24 protein-coding genes are annotated in these 20,449 nt (G+C 63.6%); 15 read left to right on the top strand and 9 right to left on the bottom strand.

Going from position 1 to position 20,449, the window contains the following annotated elements; genetic code table 11:
• Positions 1–23 precede the first annotated feature (23 nt).
• Entirely contained in the window at positions 24–980 is a 957-nt protein-coding gene (locus AC1DXM_RS20765; RefSeq protein WP_477235732.1) for an AraC family transcriptional regulator, read from the top strand.
• A gap of 22 nt (positions 981–1,002) precedes the next feature.
• On the opposite strand, the gene AC1DXM_RS20760 is transcribed toward AC1DXM_RS20765, so the two are convergent.
• The 3 genes from AC1DXM_RS20760 to AC1DXM_RS20750 all read right to left on the bottom strand — a co-directional run bounded on the left by AC1DXM_RS20760 (position 1,003) and on the right by AC1DXM_RS20750 (position 3,345).
• Positions 1,003–1,860 carry a sigma-70 family RNA polymerase sigma factor gene (locus AC1DXM_RS20760; protein WP_477235730.1) on the bottom strand — a complete coding sequence of 286 codons (858 nt, stop codon included), beginning with the start codon at positions 1,858–1,860 and terminating at the stop codon, positions 1,003–1,005.
• Positions 1,860–2,336 (bottom strand): carboxymuconolactone decarboxylase family protein, encoded by a 477-nt coding sequence (locus AC1DXM_RS20755; RefSeq protein ID WP_477235728.1) that lies wholly within the window; start codon positions 2,334–2,336, stop codon positions 1,860–1,862. Before AC1DXM_RS20755 ends, AC1DXM_RS20760 begins: the two co-directional genes overlap by 1 nt.
• A 115-nt stretch (positions 2,337–2,451) precedes the next feature.
• On the bottom strand, positions 2,452–3,345 hold the full coding sequence (locus tag AC1DXM_RS20750) for a LysR family transcriptional regulator (protein WP_477235726.1): 894 nt from the start codon (positions 3,343–3,345) through the stop codon (positions 2,452–2,454).
• A gap of 110 nt (positions 3,346–3,455) precedes the next feature.
• Here AC1DXM_RS20750 and AC1DXM_RS20745 point away from each other — a divergent pair, with 110 nt between their 5' ends.
• Together AC1DXM_RS20745 and AC1DXM_RS20740 are read left to right on the top strand one after the other, a co-directional pair.
• The gene (locus tag AC1DXM_RS20745) at positions 3,456–3,671 is read left to right on the top strand and encodes a tautomerase family protein (RefSeq protein ID WP_112559562.1); all 216 of its coding nucleotides are present in this window, start codon (positions 3,456–3,458) and stop codon (positions 3,669–3,671) included.
• Between the two features lie 128 nt (positions 3,672–3,799).
• Positions 3,800–6,142, top strand: a complete 2,343-nt coding sequence (locus AC1DXM_RS20740) for a response regulator (protein WP_477235724.1) — start codon at positions 3,800–3,802, stop codon at positions 6,140–6,142.
• Here AC1DXM_RS20740 and AC1DXM_RS20735 read toward each other — a convergent pair.
• The 5 genes from AC1DXM_RS20735 to AC1DXM_RS20715 all read right to left on the bottom strand — a co-directional run bounded on the left by AC1DXM_RS20735 (position 6,139) and on the right by AC1DXM_RS20715 (position 10,135).
• Positions 6,139–6,891 (bottom strand): Stf0 family sulfotransferase, encoded by a 753-nt coding sequence (locus tag AC1DXM_RS20735; RefSeq protein ID WP_477235722.1) that lies wholly within the window; start codon positions 6,889–6,891, stop codon positions 6,139–6,141. The genes AC1DXM_RS20740 and AC1DXM_RS20735 overlap by 4 nt on opposite strands.
• Positions 6,892–6,947: 56 nt before the next feature.
• Complete coding sequence (locus tag AC1DXM_RS20730) at positions 6,948–7,499, bottom strand: chloramphenicol phosphotransferase CPT family protein (RefSeq protein ID WP_477235720.1); 552 nt, start codon at positions 7,497–7,499, stop codon at positions 6,948–6,950.
• A gap of 40 nt (positions 7,500–7,539) precedes the next feature.
• Positions 7,540–8,400 carry a transglycosylase SLT domain-containing protein gene (locus tag AC1DXM_RS20725; RefSeq protein ID WP_477235718.1) on the bottom strand — a complete coding sequence of 287 codons (861 nt, stop codon included), beginning with the start codon at positions 8,398–8,400 and terminating at the stop codon, positions 7,540–7,542.
• A 4-nt stretch (positions 8,401–8,404) separates the two neighbouring features.
• Entirely contained in the window at positions 8,405–9,658 is a 1,254-nt protein-coding gene (gene ispG, locus AC1DXM_RS20720) for a flavodoxin-dependent (E)-4-hydroxy-3-methylbut-2-enyl-diphosphate synthase (RefSeq protein ID WP_477235716.1), read from the bottom strand.
• Between the two features lie 297 nt (positions 9,659–9,955).
• Positions 9,956–10,135, bottom strand: coding sequence for a YdcH family protein (locus AC1DXM_RS20715; RefSeq protein WP_095487303.1), 180 nt, complete (start codon positions 10,133–10,135; stop codon positions 9,956–9,958).
• 240 nt (positions 10,136–10,375) lie between these two features.
• Between AC1DXM_RS20715 and AC1DXM_RS20710 the strand changes: the two genes are divergently transcribed.
• Complete coding sequence (locus AC1DXM_RS20710) at positions 10,376–10,579, top strand: YdcH family protein (RefSeq protein ID WP_112559568.1); 204 nt, start codon at positions 10,376–10,378, stop codon at positions 10,577–10,579.
• Between the two features lie 24 nt (positions 10,580–10,603).
• Here the strand turns inward: AC1DXM_RS20710 and AC1DXM_RS20705 are convergent, their stop codons facing one another.
• The gene (locus AC1DXM_RS20705; RefSeq protein WP_477235713.1) at positions 10,604–11,407 is read right to left on the bottom strand and encodes an IclR family transcriptional regulator; all 804 of its coding nucleotides are present in this window, start codon (positions 11,405–11,407) and stop codon (positions 10,604–10,606) included.
• 155 nt (positions 11,408–11,562) lie between these two features.
• Between AC1DXM_RS20705 and AC1DXM_RS20700 the strand changes: the two genes are divergently transcribed.
• The 11 genes from AC1DXM_RS20700 to AC1DXM_RS20650 all read left to right on the top strand — a co-directional run bounded on the left by AC1DXM_RS20700 (position 11,563) and on the right by AC1DXM_RS20650 (position 20,445).
• Positions 11,563–12,393: a transporter substrate-binding domain-containing protein gene (locus AC1DXM_RS20700; RefSeq protein ID WP_477236133.1), complete on the top strand. Its 831-nt coding sequence runs from the start codon at positions 11,563–11,565 to the stop codon at positions 12,391–12,393.
• 90 nt (positions 12,394–12,483) lie between these two features.
• A complete protein-coding gene (locus tag AC1DXM_RS20695) occupies positions 12,484–13,149 on the top strand; it encodes an amino acid ABC transporter permease (protein WP_477235711.1) in 666 nt (221 codons plus the stop codon).
• Position 13,150: 1 nt separating this feature from the next.
• The gene (locus AC1DXM_RS20690; RefSeq protein ID WP_477235709.1) at positions 13,151–13,801 is read left to right on the top strand and encodes an amino acid ABC transporter permease; all 651 of its coding nucleotides are present in this window, start codon (positions 13,151–13,153) and stop codon (positions 13,799–13,801) included.
• 4 nt (positions 13,802–13,805) lie between these two features.
• On the top strand, positions 13,806–14,600 hold the full coding sequence (locus AC1DXM_RS20685) for an amino acid ABC transporter ATP-binding protein (protein ID WP_477235707.1): 795 nt from the start codon (positions 13,806–13,808) through the stop codon (positions 14,598–14,600).
• Between the two features lie 37 nt (positions 14,601–14,637).
• Entirely contained in the window at positions 14,638–15,099 is a 462-nt protein-coding gene (locus AC1DXM_RS20680) for a RidA family protein (protein ID WP_477235705.1), read from the top strand.
• Between the two features lie 21 nt (positions 15,100–15,120).
• Positions 15,121–16,326: an aminotransferase class V-fold PLP-dependent enzyme gene (locus AC1DXM_RS20675; protein ID WP_477235703.1), complete on the top strand. Its 1,206-nt coding sequence runs from the start codon at positions 15,121–15,123 to the stop codon at positions 16,324–16,326.
• 140 nt (positions 16,327–16,466) lie between these two features.
• Complete coding sequence (locus AC1DXM_RS20670; protein ID WP_477235701.1) at positions 16,467–16,667, top strand: hypothetical protein; 201 nt, start codon at positions 16,467–16,469, stop codon at positions 16,665–16,667.
• Between the two features lie 46 nt (positions 16,668–16,713).
• Positions 16,714–17,253 (top strand): sigma-70 family RNA polymerase sigma factor, encoded by a 540-nt coding sequence (locus AC1DXM_RS20665; protein ID WP_477235699.1) that lies wholly within the window; start codon positions 16,714–16,716, stop codon positions 17,251–17,253.
• Positions 17,250–18,134, top strand: a complete 885-nt coding sequence (locus AC1DXM_RS20660) for an anti-sigma factor family protein (RefSeq protein WP_477235697.1) — start codon at positions 17,250–17,252, stop codon at positions 18,132–18,134. The genes AC1DXM_RS20665 and AC1DXM_RS20660 overlap by 4 nt, the downstream gene beginning before the upstream one ends.
• Before the next feature lie 205 nt (positions 18,135–18,339).
• Positions 18,340–19,341 (top strand): sugar phosphate isomerase/epimerase family protein, encoded by a 1,002-nt coding sequence (locus tag AC1DXM_RS20655; protein ID WP_477235695.1) that lies wholly within the window; start codon positions 18,340–18,342, stop codon positions 19,339–19,341.
• Between the two features lie 45 nt (positions 19,342–19,386).
• The gene (locus AC1DXM_RS20650; RefSeq protein ID WP_477235693.1) at positions 19,387–20,445 is read left to right on the top strand and encodes a sugar ABC transporter substrate-binding protein; all 1,059 of its coding nucleotides are present in this window, start codon (positions 19,387–19,389) and stop codon (positions 20,443–20,445) included.
• The last annotated feature ends 4 nt before the right edge of the window (positions 20,446–20,449 follow it).

Genomic DNA, 20,449 nt, shown 5'->3' with positions numbered 1-20,449 from the left:
ATAAATTGCGCGAAAGTACAAAGATGAGCGACGACCCTTTCTCGGACATCCTCAGATTCACCAGCGCGCAAACCATGGTGACAGGCGGCTTCACCGCCGGCGGGCCATGGGCGCTGCGATTTCCGGCACCTGAAAAAGTCAAGTTCTTCGCCGTTGTGAAGGGCAATTGCTGGATTCGCCTGGAGGGCGAGGACGAGCCGGTGCATGCGCAAACCGGCGACGTGCTGCTGCTTGCTGCGCGGCGCTCCTTCATCCTTGCCAGCGACTTGTCCGTACCGCCGCTCGATGCGATGGCGGTGTTCTCCGGCTGCAAAATCGCGCAGCTCGGTGACGGCAACGACTTCGCGCATATTGGCGGCCATGTGTTGCTCGACCAGGCGAGCGGACGGCTGCTCGCCGATGTCTTGCCGCCGTGGATCCACATCCACGCCGCCTCGCCACAGGCAGCGATCCTGCGCTGGATTCTTGACCAGTTGGTGCGCGAACAGGCCGAGGGCCAACCGGGCGCCAGCCTTGCCTCGGCGCAGCTCGCGCAGCTTCTGTTCATCCAGGTGCTGAGGGCGCATTTACAAACATCGGAGCTGATGCCCGCCGGCTGGCTGCGCGCGCTCGCCGACCAGCGCCTGGCGCCGGCGCTGCGGCTGATGCATGGCGACCCCGGCCGTGACTGGCATCTTGAGGAACTCGCCAGCGCGATCGCCATGTCGCGCACCAGCTTTGCCTTCCATTTCAGGCGGACCGCCGGCGTCGCGCCACTGACCTACCTGACGGAATGGCGCATGCATCTCGCCGAGCGCGCGCTGCGCGAGGAGGACACGCCAGTGGCGGTCCTTGCCCGCTCGCTCGGCTATACCTCGGAAAGCGCCTTCAGCAATGCCTTCAAGCGTGTCACCGGCAGCGCGCCCAAGCGCTACCGAATCGCGACGCAAGCCAAGCGCCCGGAGGACACCGCACCCCAGCCCTTAAGCCTGGTGTCCTGAAAGCCTGCCGATGCCCGAAGGGCTAGTGCAGATGCCTGAGCTTGTCGGGATTGCGCATGACATAGATGGCCGCGATCTTGCCGTCCTCTATGTCGAGGGCGGTGGTCTGCAGTTCGCCATCGGCTTCCAGCGTGATGAACCCCGGCAATCCATTGATGAAACCGACGCGAACCAGCGTCGAGCGGTTGTCACGCAGCCAGGCCGCCACCTGCGCGTACTGCTTCATGACGGCGTCGAAACCCAGCACCGGCGCCAAGGCTGCCGGACGCTTGCCGCCGCCATCGGCATGCGAACTGACATCGGCCGTCAACAGCGCGCCGAGCGCCTGCATATTGCCGCTGCGCGACGCCGCGAAAAAGGCCTCGGCGATTTCGAGGCCGCGCTGCTTCTCCACCTTGAAGCGGGGCCGGGCCTGGCGGACATGGGCGCGGGCACGCGCGGCAAGTTGGCGGCAAGCTGCGGAGTCGCGCTCGATAGCGGTCGCGACCTCCTCGAATTCCAGCCCGAACACATCGTGCAGCAGAAAGGCCGCCCGCTCCAGCGGCGAAAGCCGCTCCAGCACCAGCATCAGCGGCAAGGTGACGTCTTCCAGGTCGTCCTCTTCCACGATCGGCTCGGGCAGCCAAGGGCCGATATAGGTCTCGCGCTGGCGCCGCGCGGATTTGAGCTGGTCGAGGCAAAGCCGCGTCACGGTACGGCGCAGGAACGCTTCGGGCTCGCGCACCTGCGACCGGTCGGTTCCCATCCAGCGAATGAAGGCCTCCTGCACGACATCCTCGGCGTCGGTCACCGAACCGAGCATGCGGTATGCGACCCGCATCAGCTTCGGCCGCAGCGGGCCGAAGCCCGCCGCAGCATCCTCAGGAGCCGCCTCCGTCATCAGGCCGCCGCCTTGGCGCTGGAGCGTATCGCTGCCGCATCGGTGTAAAGCCCGAAGCCGACGGCGATGCGGTTCCAGCCATTGATGATATTGATCAACACGGTGAGCTTCACCTGCTCCTCCTCGGTGAAATGCGCCTTCAGATCATCATAGGCGCGTTCGCGGTCCTGTCCTTCCGAGAGGCGCGTGAGCGCATCGGTCCAGCCGAGCGCGGCACGTTCGCGGTCGCTGTAGCAGGGCGCCTCGCGCCAAGCCGGCAGCAGGTAGATGCGCTGCTCGGTCTCGCCATTCTCGCGGGCTTCGGTCGCATGCAGGTTGATGCAGTTGGCGCAGCCATTGATCTGCGACGCCCGAAGCTTGACCAGCTCGTTGAGGCTGTGCTCGAGCCCGGCGGCGACAGAAAGTTCGGTCGATGCGCGCTGCCATTGCTTGATCAACGCAGGGGCAGCGGCGAAGAGGTCCAGTTTGGCAGTCATGATTGCAGTCCTTGTTGTTGGGTACGCTCTCATGACGAGACAGGATCGGCTGGTGTGACATCAGGCCAGATTTTTTTGCGCAACAACTGAGATTGACGCGACGCCGGTCCGAGCTTCACAGCCTTGCCTCGGCGAAGATGCGGGACGCCCATTCCAGGAAAGCGCGTAGCCGCGGAGCAAGCTGCCGGTTCTGCGGATAGAGCGCCGATAATGGCGTCGGCGTCGGCGGAAAATCCTGCAACACCTCGACCAATGTCCCGTCCGCCAGATCTTTTTCGAGCCGATAGCGTGGTGCTTGCAGAAGCCCGAAGCCCAGGCGCGCCAGCGCGGCCGCGGTGTCCGAATTGTTGACCTTCACCCGGCCCGGCAGCGTGACCCGATGCACCCTCGTGCCGATCGTGAACTCCAGCGGCAGGACTTCGCCCGTGCGCGAGGAGACGAAGCCGACGGCCTGGTGGCCTTCCAGGGCGTCAGGCGATGCGGGCGTCCCCTGGCGCTTCAGATAGATCGGGCTGGCGCAGGTGATTTCGCCGATCATCGCCAGCCGTCGCATGATCATGCCGCTGTCTTGTGGTTCGCCCGCACGGATGACGCAATCCACCCCTTCGCGCACCAGATCGACCAGCCGGTCGCCCTGGCCGATATGAAGATCGATCTGGGGATAGCGTTCGAGGAACGCAGGCAACTCCGGCAACAGGAATCTCTGCGTGAGCAGCGGATGCGCGTCGATGCGCAACAGGCCGCGCGGTTCAGCGCTGCGGAATCCCGCCTCGGCATCCTCCACTTCACCCAGGATCGAGAGGCAGCGCTCGTAATAGGCCTGTCCGTCAAGCGTCGTGGCGACGTGGCGCGTGGTCCTGTCCAACAACCTCGTCCCGAGATGATCCTCGAGGTGTTTGATTGCTTCGGTCGCGGTTGAACGCGGCAAGCCGAGATCGGCCGCCGCCGCTGTGAAATTGCGCCGTTCCACCACGCGAACGAACAGCCGCATCCTGTCGAGTCGATCCATAGCCTATTGTTCGCTCTGCCCGAATACTGCTGTCAAGGAGAGGCGGATTATTCGGACAACGTGGCAACCTATATCCATTCCTCCAGCATTCAACCTGAAGGAAACTGAAAATGCCGTTTGCCAACTTCAAGACACCGCAGGCCGCTCTGACGAAGACACAGAAAGAAGAACTCGTTCACAGGACCACGCAAATGTTCGTCGAGTATTTCGGCGAAGGCGTTCGCCCCTACACAATGGTGCTGATCGAGGAAGTCGCCGACGGAGGCTACGGTCGCGCCGACGAAGTCTTCGTCATTCCGGATGCCTACCGGGCCAAGGACGCCTGAGTTCGGGATATCGCATTCAGTCCGTGCTTGGCACATAGGAATGCAACGGATCCGGAGCGAACGAAATTTTAATGTAAATCAAGCGTAATCCCGACCATTAAAATGATGCGTATGTGTTGGGGTTGCGCATGCCGGAATACTCTTCCTTCATCCGTTCGATCCGGATCCGCTATATCTCGGGATTGCTGATCTTCGCGCTGGCCTCCGCCGCCGTGATGTTTGCGCTCAATCGCGTCAATTCCTTTCGTCACGACGTCGACGCGCTGAGCAGCAATCTCGTCGTCTTCACCCGCGATCTGCGCAATGCCTCCAGTTTTGCCGAAACCGCCAGCACCGCCTGGCGCACGGAAACCCGTGACGGCCTTGCCGCCGCCGCGCGCGGCCATTCGCAACGCCTGACCGGTGAGATCGAAACGCTCTCGGCCCAGCTTGCCGCGATCAAGCCGAGCCTGTCGGCCAGGACCCTCAACGAACTCTCCTCTGCTTCCGTCAACGGCGACCTGTTCTGGTCGTCGCGCGATATGGTGCGCAACTTCAACCTGATGTCGGCGGCGCAAAAGACCGACGAATGGAGTTCGCGCGAAATCCTCAACCAGAACGATCTGTTCGTCCAGCCGATGCTGGTGCGGGTGCGCACCACCATGGACAGTGAACGCCATCTGGCCGACGCCTCCAGCGACCGGCTGCTTTTGTGGGCAAGCGGCCTTTTGTTCGCGGTTCTTGCCATTGCGGCCTTGTGGATCTTCCGGCCGATGGAAAAGGCGATCCGCCGCGCCTTCACCGAATCCGCCGCATCCTTGTTCAAGGCCGAGGCCGCAGACCGCGCCAAATCGGAATTCCTGGCCAATATGAGCCACGAGATCCGCACGCCGATGAACGGCGTGCTGGGCATGGCCGAGCTGCTCGCCAAAACCGACCTCACCGCGCGCCAGAAAACCTTCACCGACGTCATCGTCAAATCCGGCAATGCGCTGCTCACCATCATCAACGACATCCTCGATTTCTCCAAGATCAATGCCGGCCAGCTGACGCTCGATCCGGCGCCCTTCCGCCTTGCCGAAGCGGTCGAGGACGTGGCGACGCTGGTGTCGGCGCGCGTCGCCGAAAAGAACCTCGAGCTGATCGTGCGTGTCGACCCGCGCCTGCCGGCCCATGTCGTCGGCGATGCCGGCCGCTTCCGCCAGATCGTCACCAATCTGCTCGGCAATGCGGTAAAGTTCACCGAAAAGGGCCATGTGCTGATCGATGTCGGCGGCGAGGTGGTCGACGGTCTGGTCCAGCTCAAGGTTCGCGTCGAGGACACCGGCATCGGCATTCCGGCCGAGAAGCTGGAGAACGTGTTCGAGAAATTCGCCCAGGTCGACGGCTCGTCGACGCGCCGCCATGAAGGCACGGGCCTCGGCCTTGCCATTGCCGCCCGCCTCGTCGACCTGATGGGCGGCAAGATCGGCGTCGAAAGCGAGATCGGCCGCGGCTCGGTGTTCTGGTTCGCCGTGCCGCTGCCGGCGCATCAGCAGGATACACGCGACGAGATCGTGCCGGTCGACGTCACCGGCGCCCGCGTGCTGGTCATCGACGACAACCCGGTCAACCGCGAGATCCTGCTGGAACAGCTCAGAAGCTGGAGCTTCGACTGCGCGGCCGCCGAAAGCGGCGCGGTCGGCCTCGCCTTCCTCGACCGGGCCAGCCAGCTGGGTGCGGGGGTTGATTGCATCATCCTCGACTACCAGATGCCCGGCATGAACGGCGCCGATGTCGCCAAGGCGATTGCCGCCGATAGCCGTCTCTCCGCCATACCGATGGTGCTGCTGACTTCGGTCGACCAGGTCGATTTCGGCAAGATGGTCATCGATTTCGGTATTGCCGCGCACCTGACCAAGCCGGCGCGCTCGGCCATCCTGCTCGGCACCGTCATCTCGGTCATCCAGAAGGCGCGGGCCCAGATCGGCAAGGCCCACTTCGTTCGCGAGCCGGTTGTTGCGCAGGCGGCACCCGTGGCACCACCGGCCTTCACCGTCATTCGCGGCCCGGTGATGCCTGCGGCCACAGTGCCCGAATCGATGACCACGCCGAACGGCCCGATCGATATCCTGATTGCCGAGGACAATGACGTGAACCAGCTGGTGTTCGGCCAGATCCTCAATGGGCTTGGCCTAAGCTACCGCATCGCCGGCAATGGCCGCACCGCCGTCGAGATGTACCGGGCGCTGCGGCCGAAGCTGATCCTGATGGACGTCTCCATGCCGGAGATGAACGGCTACGAGGCGACCCGCGCCATTCGGGCGGCGGAGGCGGGGACCGGCAACCATACGCCGATCATCGGCGTCACCGCGCACGCGCTGAAGGGTGACCGCGACAAATGCATCGAGGCCGGCATGGACGACTATCTGCCCAAGCCCGTTTCGCCCGACCGCCTCGGCAGCAAGATCGGCACCTGGCTCAGCGAGACTGTGGCGGCGAAGACGGCTTAGACGGCCGCGTCCAGGCGAAAGCGCCGCATCCAGTCGAGACTGGTTTCGTCCGAGAGCCTGGCGACGCCAGGCTTTACATCGCCGGCATTGGGCGATGGGACGCCCAGGGCCTCGCAGATGGCCGCCAACGTGGCGGCCGGATCGGCTGAGAGACGCTCGTAGCCGATACGCAGCGGTACGATCCCCTGCTCCGCAAACCATGTGTTCCAGGCCGCGTCATAGGCTTCGAGTTTGGCGAGCTCATGTTGGATCCGCTCGAAATCGTATCGGGGTTCCTGCGGCGGCGCGACCCTTTCGATCTCGGTTCCGTCAGGCGCGATATGCCAGAGACCGGTCTGCTCCGCCTTGATCAGCGAGACCGCCTGCGCCAGCTTGTTTTCGCGCGAAAGGTGGATGTAGAGAACGCGGCCGAAGGCCTTTTCAAAGCGCGCTTTGTCCGACGGCAGATCCGGGAAAATCCGGTCGAGGATCGCCGAGAGTTCATCCAGATTCTCCCGCATCAGACGCAGGCCGAAGACGCCTGTTCCGCCCGTTCCGGCCCGGATTGCCTCTTCGAGATAGGCGACATCGAATTCATGCGCGCTCATTGTATCGCGACTGGGCAGGCCCCACTCTTCGGCCCACTCCGCTATGTTCTGCCGCCGGTAGAACGAGTGCGGATCGCCCGCTGTCTTCGTCGATGCCAACAGGCCGCACAGCAAAGTGCTTCCGGTTCTCGGCGTACCGCAGATTATATAGCCGTCTAACATTCACTGCTCTTGTCGTTCGTCAGAGCCAAGGCAAGCCCGGCCACTTAAGCGCCGGCCTATAGCTGAAATTCCTGCTGGATGCGACGGGCGCATTCAAACGGCGTCAGTTGGCTGGTGTCGACTTCGAGGTCGTAATCCATGCCCTTGTGGACGCGAGGATATTGCCAGCGCGCCAGGCCGGGCAGCCTGTCGGCACGCGCGGCTTCCCGCGCTTCCAATACGTCCAACGGCGCCATAACGCCGACGACATGTAAGTCGAAAGCGGACAGCAATTCGCGATACTCCGCTATCCCGTCACTGAAGATCACGTCGTCGACGATAAGATCGCTGCCTTGCCCGGCCATGGCGGCGATGGCGTGGCGCATGCCACGCATGGCTCGCGCGCCGACCGGCCCGCTCTTGATCACCACCGACGGCTTGCCGTCTTCCAGCACGGTCTCAAAAGAAAACCCGTCGGCATGATCCTGAAGCGCCTCCGGCAGCATGTCGATGAAGGCATCCATCTGGACATGCAGGAAGGGCGTGGAGGTGATCGTCTGCAGGGCCTTGGCGATCGAGCTCTTGCCGGCGCTGCCGACACCATTGAGCAGGACAATCCTGGCTATCATGTCGCACACCTTCCAAAGAGCCGCCGCGTCTCGCGCATACCTACCGGTTGCGCACGACGATACAGGCGCCGCCGACCCTCTGCAGCTTTTGGCAGATGACATTGGCCGCAGCGCGGTCGTCGACACCGATCCTGACCGCATAAACGCCCCGCCGGCCGATCGGCGTGCGCACCCGGCTGACCACCGGATCATGGCTGGCCAGCAGCGCCGGAAACCGGCTCCGTACTCGCAGCCATTGATTGATCGCAGCACCGCGGCGGAAATTGCCGGCCACCTGCACGCCCCATGGCTTCACATTGATCGAAGCCATCGCCACGGTTCTGGACATGATCACCGGCAGCTTGCGGCAGGCGACGGGAAAGCTCGTCTTGGCATCGAGCGGCTCGACCGTTCCGGCGTAAGCGCTGTCGGAGAACTTGTCGACCGGCTCGCCCATGACGTCGAAGACGTAGCTTTCGGTTTCCATCGGCAGGAAGCCGCCGGAGCCGAGCCAGCGCGACACCCGGTTCTCGCCGGCATTGTAGGCCGCAGCCGCCAGGCCGAGATTGCCGTAGGCGAGCTTCATCTCCCCAAGATACTTTGCCGAGGCCGGGATTGCTTGGTCGATGTCGAAGGGGTCGGCCAGCCCGCGCATCTTGGCCGTGCCCGGCATGAACTGGGCGATGCCTTCGGCGCCGACAGGGCTCACCGCATTGGGGTCGAAGCGGCTCTCCTTCCAGATCAGCCTGGCGAAGTAGTCCTTGGGCAGGCCGTTTTGCTCGGCATGCGCCTCGATCAGATCGCAAACGCGGCCGATCAATCGTTTCGCCGCCGAGCGCGATTGTGGTGGATCGGCGAGTGCCTGTCCGGTGCAACCCAACCCGCAGAGCAGGATCACACCGGCTTTGAGTAACGCGCGCATCGGCCTATTCGGCCGCGGCTTTGCCGTGCTGTCCAAACCGCTGCTCGATATAGTCGGCGACCATCTTCTCGAAATCGGCGGCGATCGTCGGGCCGCGCAGCGTCGCCGACTTCTTGCCGTCGACGAAGACAGGTGCGGTCGGCGTTTCGCCGGTGCCGGGCAGCGAAATGCCGATATCGGCATGCTTGGATTCGCCGGGGCCGTTGACGATGCAGCCCATCACCGCGACCTTGAGGTTCTCGACGCCCGGGTATTTCTCGCGCCACACCGGCATGTTCTTGCGCAAGTCTGCCTGGATGTTCTGCGCCAGTTCCTGGAACACGGTCGATGTGGTGCGGCCGCAGCCGGGGCAAGCGGCGACGATCGGCACGAACTGGCGAAAGCCCATGGTCTGCAAGAGCTCCTGCGACACCTGCACCTCGCGCGTGCGGTCGCCATTCGGCTCCGGCGTCAGTGAAATGCGGATGGTGTCGCCAATGCCTTGCTGCAACAGAATGCCCATCGCGGCCGACGAGGCGACAATGCCCTTGGAGCCCATGCCGGCTTCGGTGAGGCCGAGATGCAGCGCATGGTTGGAGCGCGTCGCAAGCTCGGTGTAGACGGCAATCAAATCCTGCACGCCGCTGACCTTGGCCGACAGGATGATCTTTTCGCGGGCCAAGCCGATTTCTTCGGCCATTTCGGCCGACAGGATCGCCGACTGCACGATCGCCTCGCGGGTGACCTCTTGCGCCGTCAGCGGAAAGCCTTGGCGCTGGTTCTCGTCCATCAGCCGGGTCAAAAGCTCCTGGTCGAGCGAACCCCAGTTGACGCCGATGCGCACCGGCTTGTCGTGCCTGATCGCCATTTCGACGATCGCCGCGAACTGGCGGTCCTTCTTGTCCTTGAAGCCGACATTGCCGGGATTGATGCGGTATTTGGCCAGCGCTTCGGCGCAGGCCGGATGATCGGCGAGCAGCTTGTGGCCGATATAGTGGAAGTCGCCGACCAGCGGCACATTGATGCCGAGCCGTTCGAGCCGCTCGCGGATGCGCGGCACGGCGGCAGCGCTCTCGTCGCGGTCGACGGTGATGCGCACGATCTCGGAGCCGGCGCGGTGAAGGGCTGCAACTTGCGCCACGGTCTGGTCGATATCGGCTGTGTCGGTGTTGGTCATCGACTGCACGACGACCGGCGCGCCACCGCCGACGATCACGCCGCCGACATCGACACCGACCGAAGCCCGGCGCGGAAAGGGAGAGGAAAAATATCCGGTCATGCCGGCAGCCTCTTGAGCTCCTGAGCGACCTGCGTTTGCGTTGACGCGCAAACCTACGCTCAAACAGTTATCAGCGCATTGCGCTGAGGTTCGGGCATGAGGTGGAGGAGCAAAGATGGCTTGTCAATGGCGACAGGCGAGCAGAACCGCCAAATCACGGCGGCGCGGCGACCCGTCACAGACGGGGTCGACCGGCCAACAGTATCGGATACAGTAACAAAAGCAGGTCTCCGGCGGCGTGTCGCCACCGGAGCGATGGATGCGCGCCAGAGCGGCGCGTCTAATCCAGGAAGGGCTTCAGTGTGTCGTCGGTTTCGCCTTCAGTTTTTCAATCTCGTCCTTGAGTGCCAGCTTGCGTCGCTTGAGATTCACGATTTCGAGGTCGTCGACCGATGGATGGTTCATGGCATCATCGATCTCGCGCTCGATATCACCGTGTTTCCGCTGCAACTCATCAAGATGGGATGCAAGAGACATGATTGGTTCTCCCTTTCATGGTTTCCTCGATTGCAGCCGTCAAAGGCACGTCCACCGCAGGTCGTATCTGTGACGGCACCATGACACTCTGCCACCATCCAACTGAGATGTCGAATGCTGCGTGGTAGCATTCCACGACAATGTGAAATGTGGTATGGGCTGCGCGCCGGCTACAAAACCCCGCCGGTCCCGCCCAATCAGGCCCATCATTGGGCGCCGCAGACGTGCAGACGGTAGATAATGTCCGAACAGGAACAGGCTGATATCCGCCTCGAATTTTCTCGGCTGAAACAAGAGCATGCCGATTTCGACGCGGCCATCAATGCGATGATAGCCATGGGTTGTGATCCCTTGCAGATCCAGCGCATGAAGAAGAAAAAACTGTTCCTCAAGGACCGGCTGATGGCGCTGGAAGACAAGATCATTCCGGACATCATCGCCTGAGCGGTAGCCTCATAGCCCGACCTCTTATCCCGGGATCGAAAGCCTTGCGGCGCGTTCACGTAACAGCGCAACAAGCTCGTCGGTCTTTTCCTTCGCGGTGTCGATCGGAACCACCAGGCATATAGTTGCCTCGACCTTGCCTGTGACGGAAAACACCGGGGCGGCCAGGCATTTGGTATAGGCGTCGACCAGCCCCGAAGTGATGCAATAGCCGGTCGTCTTGGCCGTCGCGATATCGGCGATGAAATCGTCGAGTTGGAGCCTGCGGCCGTCCGGCAGCAAAAGGTCGCTCTCCGACACCATGTCCTGGATGGTTGCCCTTTCCAGCCCGGCCAGGAGCAGCCGCCCTGATGCCGTCCATGGCAGCGGGATCTGCAGGCCGGTGGCCGAACTGATGCGGAACGGCCTGGTGCCGGGGCTGGAATGGACGATGGTGTAGCGGCCGCTTTGCAGCATGCACAATTCGGAGGTCTCGCCGGTCTCGCGCGACAGATTGTCGACCTCCTGCCGGCCCCTGCGGAGCAGGTCGTTGCCCCGGACATAGTCCATCCCGTAGAGGTAGAGCTTCTTGCCGAAATAGACCCTGTTGCCATCGCCCTCCATCTCCAGGAGCCCGGCATCGACCAGCGAGCGCACCAGCGTGTAGGTGGTGGAGCGCGGCGCATTCACCCCCTTGGCGAGGTCACCAATGCCGATAGCGCGCTGCGTGACATGCAGGAACTCCAGGATCTCCAGCACCCGGTTGAGACCCTTTTCGCGCGAGCCTGATGTCCTGTCCGCGGCTGGGCCAAGAACTGGCTGATCGGTGACGTCATTGCCGTCTTGCATTGTCGATTCCTAATGTTAGTATCTGTCTTGTATAGGATACATGTGTCTTTTGTAAGAGACAAATCGCATGCTACACATGTGCCTGTAAGGGGAACTCAAACGAACAGGAGGTCGCAGTGAACGACACATCCAAGCGAGATTTTCTGAAACTGGGCATGGCCGGGTTGGCAACGGCCGGCGTTATGACCGCGGTCAGCGCCGAGAAGGCGGCAGCACAAGCCGCATCCGACAGCGTGCTGCGCACCGCGCTCGACCGCGGCAAGCTGATCGTCGGCACCGGCAGCACCAATGCACCCTGGCATTTCGAGAACGATGCCGGCGAACTGGTCGGCATGGACATCACCATGGGCCGCATCCTGGCCAAGGGCCTGTTCGACGACCCGAGCAAGGTCGAGTTCGTCATGCAGGATCCGGCGCAGCGCATCCCCAATGTCACCACCAACAAGGTCGACATCACCATCCAGTTCATGACCATGACCGCGCAGCGCTCGCAGCTGATCCATTTCTCCAGGCCATACTATGTCGAGGGTGTTGCCCTGCTGACGCTGCCGACGGCGGAAAACAAGACCTTCGACAAGCTGCTCGCCGGCGGTTCGGCGACGCGCATCTCGATCCTGCAGAATGTCGATGCCGAAAACTCGGTCCATTTCGCGTTGCCGGAGGCGCAGGTGTTGCAAATCGACACCCAGGCCAACGTGCTGCAGGCGCTGGAATCGAAGCGCGCCGATGCTGCCGCCGTCGATCTTTCGACCGTGCGCTGGCTGGCCTCGCGCAACCCCGACAAATATTTCGATGCCGGCAAAAGCTGGTACTCGATGCTTTACGGCGCGGCGGTCAGGCAGGGCGACCTCGACTGGCTGACCTACGTCAACCAGACCTTCACCATCGCCATGTTCGGCCACGAGACGGCGCTCTACGACGCCGCCTTCAAGGACTATTTCGGCCAGGAGCCGCCGGCCCGTCACCCCGGTTTCCCGGTTGTATGATAACAAGCTGACATTAGTCGGTGGAAGGGTGCTCGGCGCCCTTCCACTCCTTGCCTTGTTTGCGGCCTCTTTGGCCATTGCGGGAGACGCATGGGCTATACGCTCAATTTCAACCTGATCTGGCGGCATTTCGACAAGCTCTGGGGCGGCCTGCTGCTGAGCCTCGAGCTTGCCGTGATCTCGATTGCCATCGGCATCATCATCGGCCTGGTGCTGGCGGTCTGGTATGTCTCGGCCGGTCGCGTGGTACGCGCCATCATCGCGGCCTATGTCGAATTCATCCGCAACGTACCGCTGATCCTACTGGTCTATCTCGTCTTCTACGGCGTGCCGACGGTGGTAGATCTCGCCTACAGCGCGCCGACCTCGTTCGTGCTGACGCTGTCGGTCTATAGCGGCGCCTATCTGGTCGAGGTTTTCCGCTCGGGGCTCGAAGCCGTGCCGCGCGGCCAGCTCGATGCCGGCAAGGCGATCGGGCTCACGCCATGGCAAAGGCTGGTGCACGTGCGCCTGCCGACGATGCTGCGCATCACCTTGCCGGCACTCTCCAACACCTTCATCTCGCTGTTCAAGGACACGTCCATCGCCTCGGTCATCTCGGTTCCCGAACTGACCTATGGCGCCCAGTGGATCAACTTCAACACCTTCCGCATCGTCGAGGTCTATCTGGTGACGACGGCGATGTATCTGGTGACCGGTTACATCATGCTTTTCGGCCTGCGGCTGGTCGAGCGCCGGTTCAGGGCGGCGCGCTGACATGCTTAGCCAGATCCTCTACGCCTTGCCGTTCCTCGCCCAGGGTTTCGCCGTGACCTTGTGGGTGTCGCTGCTGGTCGTCGTGCTGTCGCTGATTGCCGGCGTCGCGCTCGGCGTCGGCCTGGTCTATGGCCCGGCGCCGCTGCGCTGGGCAGTGCGCATCTTCTCCGACACCATCCGCGGCATCCCGATCCTGGTGCTGATGTTCTTCGTCTATTACGGCCTGCCCGCCGCCGGGCTGCACCTGCAGTCCTTCTGGGCCGCCGTGCTGGCGCTGACCTTGTTCAAGACGGCGCAGGTCGTCGAATATGTGCGCGGCGCCGTCGGCTCCATTCCCAAAGGCCAGTCCGAGGCGGCGATGGCGATCGGCCTGACCTTTCGCCAACGGCTCACCTCCGTCATCTTTCCGCAGGCCTTCCGCCGCTTCCTGCCACCCTGGATCAACGGCGTGACCGATGCGGTCAAGGGCAGCGCGCTGGTCTCGCTGCTCGGCATCACCGACCTGATGCAGGCGATCAACCAGGTCATCGGCCGCACCTATGAGGCGATGCCGCTCTATCTCCTCGGCGCCTTGATCTATTTCGCCGTCAACTATGCGCTTTCCTACGCCAGCCGGCGGCTGGAACGGCGCTTCGCCTTCATCCGGGACTAGCACGATGGCCACAAGCTCGAACGACACTACAGCCCTTCTCGACATTGCCGGGGTCTCGAAAGCCTTCGGTTCGGTCGAGGTGCTGCGTTCGGTCAGCCTCAAGGTTGAGAAGGGCGAGGTGGTCACCGTCATCGGGCCTTCGGGCAGCGGCAAGACGACCCTTTTGCGCTGCGTCAACTTCCTCGAAAGCTACGACTCGGGCTCGATCCGCATCGACGGCAAGGAGGTCGGTTTTCGCGAAGCCGGCGCGCGCCAGCGGCGCAGCGAGCGCGATCTGGCCGCCATGCGCGCCGAGACCGGCATGGTATTCCAGAGCTTCAACCTGTTTCCGCACCTCACCGCCGCCGGCAACATCATGCTCGGCCTCACCAAGGTGCGCGGCAAGAGCAAGGCCGAGGCGCGCCAGATCGCCGAGCACTGGCTGGGCCGCGTTGGTCTCGCCCACAAGGCCGACAGTCTGCCGGCGGAGCTCTCCGGCGGCCAGCAGCAGCGCGTCGGCATAGCCCGCGCCGTCGCCATGGAGCCCAAAATACTGCTGCTCGACGAGATCACCTCGGCCCTCGACCCCGAACTGGTCGGCGAGGTGCTGGCCGTTGTGCGCAGCCTCGCCGAAGACGGCATGACCATGGTGATGGTCACCCACGAGATGGCCTTTGCCCGCGACGCTTCGAGCCGCATCGTCTTCATGGCCGATGGCGGTGTCAGCGCTGTCGGCCCGCCGAAGGAGATCCTCGCCCAAGAGACCACCAATGAGCGCCTGCGCTCTTTCCTGGCGCGGTTCCGCGCCTCGCATTTCTGACATGGGCGGCTGAAGCCGCCCCAGGGAGAATTCTTCCATGACGCCTTACATCCGGCTCGCCGAACTCGGCCTGACGCTGCCCGAGCCGCCGACGCCGATCGCCAATTTCGTCACCCATGCCGAAAGCGGCCGGTTGATCTTTCTCTCGGGCCAGGGGCCGCTGCGCGCCGACGGCACGCTGTGCACCGGCAAGGTCGGCGACGACGTCACCGTCGAGCAGGCCTACGAGCATGCCCGCCTCACCGGCCTAAATCTGCTGGCCGTCATGCATGCCGCGGCCGGCGATCTCGGCCGCATCGTGCGCGTCGTCAAATTGCTCGGCTTCGTCAACGCGACGCCGACTTTCAGCGATCACCCGAAAGTGGTCAACGGCTGCTCGGATCTGTTCGCCAACGTCTTCGACAAGATCGGCGGCCATGCCCGCTCGGCGATCGGCGTCGGCTCGCTGCCTGGAAACATCACCGTCGAAATCGAAGCGGTCGTCGAGATCGCTGACTGACAGTCAAGGGACCTGCTCAAAATGAAAACCTATTCCGACACCGGCTCCAACACCACGATCCGGGAACGGCTCGGACTGAGGCCGATCATCAACGTCTCCGGCACGATGACGACACTCGGCGCCTCGATCATCGTTCCCGAGGCGATCAGCGCCATGGCCGAGATCGCCTCCCAATGGGTTGAGATGGACGATCTGCAGCGCGCCGCAAGCGTGATCACCGCCCGCCTGACCGGCGGCGAGGCCGGCTTCATCACCGCCTGCTGCGCCTCAGGCATCACCATGGCGATCGCCGGGGCAATGACCGGCACCAATTTGCTGGCGATCGAACGGCTGCCCGACGACACCGAAGGGCTGAAGTCCGAAGTCGTCATCCAGCTTGGCCATATCGTCAACTACGGCGCGCCGATCGACCAGTCGATCCGTGTGGCCGGCGCCAAGGTCATTCCGGCGGGCACTGTCAGCGTCACCCAGGATTATCACGTGCGCGAAGCGATCAACGAGCGCACAGCGGCGGCACTCTACGTCGTGGCGCACCACACCGTGCAATACGGCATGCTGTCCCTCGAGGAATTCTGCGAAATCTGCCACGCCAGGGGCGTGCCGGTGATCGTCGACGCGGCTTCCGAATATGATCTGCGCAGTTTCCTGGCGCGCGGCGCCGACATCGTCGTCTACAGCGGCCATAAATTCCTCTCGGGGCCGACCAGCGGCATCGTCACCGGCCGCAAGGATCTTGTCCGCGCCGCCTATCTGCAAAACCGCGGCGTCGCCCGCGCCATGAAGGTCGGCAAGGAAAGCATCGCCGGCACCATGGCGGCACTGGAAGCCTGGGAAAAGCGCGACCATGCCGGCATCCGCCGGCGCGAGGAAGCGGCGCTCAATCTGTGGAAGGGCGCGCTGCAAGGCATACCGGGCATCGCTGCCCACATCATTCCCGACCCTACCGCCAACCCGCTCGACCGGCTGCAGATCTTCATCTCGCCCGAAAGCCGCTTCACCGCCGCCGGCCTCGCCTCGGCACTTGCCGCAGGCTCGCCGCCGATCATCGTGCGCAACCACGAGGTCGAGCGCGGCCATTTCTTCCTTGACCCCTGCAACCTGCATCCCGGCGAGGCCGAGATCGTCGCCGAGCGCCTGCGCGCCGTGCTGACGGCGGCCGAGCGGCCGGCGGATGCGATGAAACAGCCGCGAAAGGATTCGTCCGGCGCCTTGCGCTGGCCGGATTGAGCACCAACCAGGTCAGACAAAGCTGATGCAACCGGCTGATCACGCGACTGTGAACAGCCGGATTTGCACGCTGCGGGAATAAATCCCGGCCGCGACAGGTCTTCTCGGCATACGCCATCGCTGGCGTTGAGGAGACGGATATGCCGCATCGACACGAGGACAGCCACCATGGCCACGGCATCAGCCGTCGTCATGCACTGGACCGCATGAGCGTCACCAGTCCCCTTTCCATGGCGCTTGACACTGGTGACGCAGATGAATTCACTTTCGCTACTGCAGGCGGCTTTGCCTGTTTCTGCGGGGTTCGCCCGCACACGCAGGGCGAGACCGGCACTGGCTGAGAGCGCAAGGCCTGTTCGTCCTGGAGTGTCCGATCATGGTGCTGCTTTGAGCGAGAAGGCTCTGGCCGAACGCTTCAACGAAGTGGTGCTGCCGCATCTCGGCGACGCGCTTGCGCTTGCCCGTTGGCTGACCGGCAATGCCGCCGACGCCGAGGATGTCGTGCAGGATGCCTGCATCAAGGCGCATGCCGGGATGGCGGGCTATGCTGGTGGTAACCCACGCGCGTGGCTGCTGACCATCGTGCGCAACACCGCCTACACCTGGATATCACGCAACCGGCCGCGCGCCATGATGGCCGTCGGCGACCTCGGCGATCTCGACGAAATGGCCGCTGCACACGGCACGAGTGTGCCGGACGAGGACGGCCCGGAGGCGAGCCTGATCGCCAAGGCCGATACGGCGGCGCTGGAAGCCGCGATCGCCGCGCTGCCGCAGCCGTTCCGCGAGACACTGGTACTGCGCGACGTCAACGGCTTCAGCTACCGTGAAATAGGGACGATGCTCAGCGTGCCGATTGGCACCGTGATGTCACGGCTGGCGCGGGCTCGCGGCCTGCTTGCGTCTGAACTGGGGAGAGCACCATGACCGCCCATGATGACGGACTGCCCAACGATCCCGAAGGCATCATGCTGATGATCCACGCTCTGGTTGATGGCGAACTCGATGCGGCCGCCGCACTTGCCGTGGAACGCCGCATCGCCGCCGATCCGGCACTTGCCGCCGAACATGCCCGCATCCTTGCCTTGCAAGGCGCGGTCGGCCGCTTGCCGCGCCCCGATGTCAGCGATGCCTTTCGGGCCCGCATCGCGGCGATCGGTACGGCATCGGCACAACGGCCGCAGGACGAGGCACCGTCGGCGCTGCCGGGATTGATCGCCGGTGCAGCCCAGCAACGGCCAGCGACCGATACGCGGCCGTCCCAGGCGAGGCCATCGCCAAGAGTGCGCCGCTTCGGCTCGTTCGACTGGCGCGCCATGGCGGCGTCGATCGTCATGACCGCAGTGCTGGCCAGCGGCGCCACGCAATGGGTGATGTTCAATGCCGCATCGGACAGCGTCGCAGCAGAGATCGCCGGCGACCATCGCCGCAGCCTGCTGGCCGCCAGCCCGATCGACATCGTCTCGTCCGACCGCCACACGGTGAAACCATGGCTCGATGCCCGCATCGGCGTGTCACCGCCGGCGCCCGATCTTGCCACGGATGGCTTCGCGCTGATCGGCGGTCGGGTCGAGGTGGTCTCGGGCCGTCCCGTGCCGGCGCTGGTCTACCGCCACCGCGAGCATCTGATTACGCTGGTCGCGGAGCCACAGCAAGGCGGCCGCGTCACCGAACCGAAGGACGTTTCCTCGGGCGGCTTCTCTATGGTGCACTGGAGCGACGGCGCGTTCTCCTACTGGGCGATCTCCGACATGGAGCGCCCCGAACTCGACGATTTCGTTGCCCGCTTCCGCAAGGCGGCGGTGTGAGGAGTCCAGTCTCGTCACTGATCCCGCCGCCACCCTGACAGGTTCTCCAGCCTACAGCGGCAATTAAGAATAGCCGGTTCCCGGCGCGCATTCGCGCGGCTCAACCTGGCCGGGATACGGCCTGGCCGCTGCTCGCAGCCCTTTAAAACGATAACTTTACAAATATTTCTATTTATGTGAAGTTATGAGTCTTGAAGGGTCAATCATGACAGTCAATCGTTTTGCCACGCGCCTGAACTCCTTTGCCTCACGGCCGCAGGCCGAATGGCCCGATCTTTCGGGCAAGCCGTCGCTAATGCAGATGGCGGCGCGCGCCGCCAAGGTTGCAGGGCTGACTGATCTTGATCTCAATTTCCCCGACCATGTCGGCGAAAGGCCACCTGAAATTGCTCGCAAGCTTGGTGATCTCGGGCTTTCCATCAATGGCTTCGCCATGCGCTACTACTCCAATCCGGCGTTCAAGCTCGGCGCCTTCACCAACCCGGACCCAGTGGTACGCCGCGAAGCCATCGACCTAACCAAGGCTGGTATCGACGCCGCGCGCGAGGCTGGCGCCAGCCTGATGACGCTGTGGCTTGGTCAGGATGGCTTCGACTATGCCTTCCAGGCCGACTATGCGACGCTATGGCAACACGAAATCGATGGGATTCGTGAAGTTGCCGCGCATGATCCCGGCTGTCAGATCAGCCTGGAATACAAGCCCAACGAGCCGCGCTCCTACAGCCTGATGCCCGATGCGGCGACCACCTTGCTGGCGATCCGCGATGTCGGTCTGCCCAATCTTGGCGTCACCTTGGATTTCGCCCATGTGCTTTACGCCGACGAACAGCCGGCCTTCGCCGCGGCGCTGATCGCCCGCCACAGCAAGCTGCTCGGCGTGCATCTCAACGATGGTTACGCCAAGCGCGACGACGGCCTGATGGTCGGCGCGGTGCACACGCTGCAGACCATCGAACTGCTGCGCCAGATCCGCCGCGACGGCTACGCCGGCGCCATCTACTTCGACACCTTCCCCGACATGACCGGTCTCGATCCGGTGCACGAATGCGAAGTCAACATCGCCACCGTCAAGCGCATGCTCCGCGTCGTCGACCGGCTGGAAAAGGACAACCGGCTGTCCGCCGCCATGGGCAGCCAGGACGCCGTGACATCGCAGGCCATCGTCCAGGAAGCCATGCTCGGACCGGACACGCCACGAGATACCTGAAGCGCCCGGCGTCGCCACACGCCGTTTCACTAGGGAGGAATGACCATGAAACTTCTGCTTGCCACTGCTGCCGCTGCCCTGATGGCCCTGTCCATCGGTTCGGCATTCTCGGCCGACCTCGCGCCGCTGAATTCCGACACCGAGAAGGACCGCATCGACTGGTCGCAACTGGAAGCCAAGTTCGGGGCGTTCCCCAAATTGCCCGACGGCACCAAGGCGGGTGCCGTCTCCAAGACGCTGACCAACGAATACTGGCGCTCGCTGGGTGAGGGCTACAAGTCCTTCGGCGATCGCGTCGGCGTGCCCGTCGTCTATCAGGCGGCGCAGAGCGAGGGCGACCAGTTGGGACAACTGACCATCGCTGAAGGCCTGGTCACGCAAGGCTACAACGTGCTGCTCGTCTCGCCGCAGACCGACTCCAATCTGCAGCCGATCATCGAACAGGCCAAGGCCGCCAACGTGCCGGTCGTCAACGTCAATGACGCCGTCATCCCGCAGGCCGAGCACTATGTCGGCAACGTCCAGCGCGACAATGGCGTGCGCGTCGCCAAATGGTTCATCAAGAACCGGCCGGATGGCGGCAAGGTCGCCATCGTCGAAGGCCAGGCCGGCGTCTATGCCGCCGTGCAGCGCACCGACGGTTTCAAGACCACGATTACCGAGGCCGGCAAGTTCGAGGTCGTCGCCAGCGTTCCCGGCAACTGGGACCGCCAGACCTCCTACGACGCGGCTACCAACATCCTGCAGCAGCACCCCGACCTGATCGGTTTCTATGCCAACAATGACGGCATGGCGCTGGGCATCGTCGAAGCGGTCAAGGCCGCCGGCCTGCAGGACAAGGTCGCCGTCTTCGGCACCGACGGCATCTCCGACGCCTATGCCTCGATCCGCGCCGGCGAGCTGACCGGCACCGTCGATAGTTTTCCGGTGCTGACCGGCGAGGTGGCGCTGGAATCGGCGCTGCGGCTCGTCGCCGGGCAGAAGCTGCCGCGTGTCGTCGCCACGCCGCAGGCGCTGATCACCAAGGACAATGCCGACCGCTATTCCGGCGCGGGCGATGCCGTGCGCAAGGCGCTGCTCGAAGACGCTGCGGCGGGCCAGTAAGGCC

The organism is Mesorhizobium sp. P3_A2, assembly GCF_056403115.1.
The sequence above is the reverse complement of the archived record's forward strand: the minus strand, read 5'-3'. Positions and strand labels throughout refer to the sequence as shown.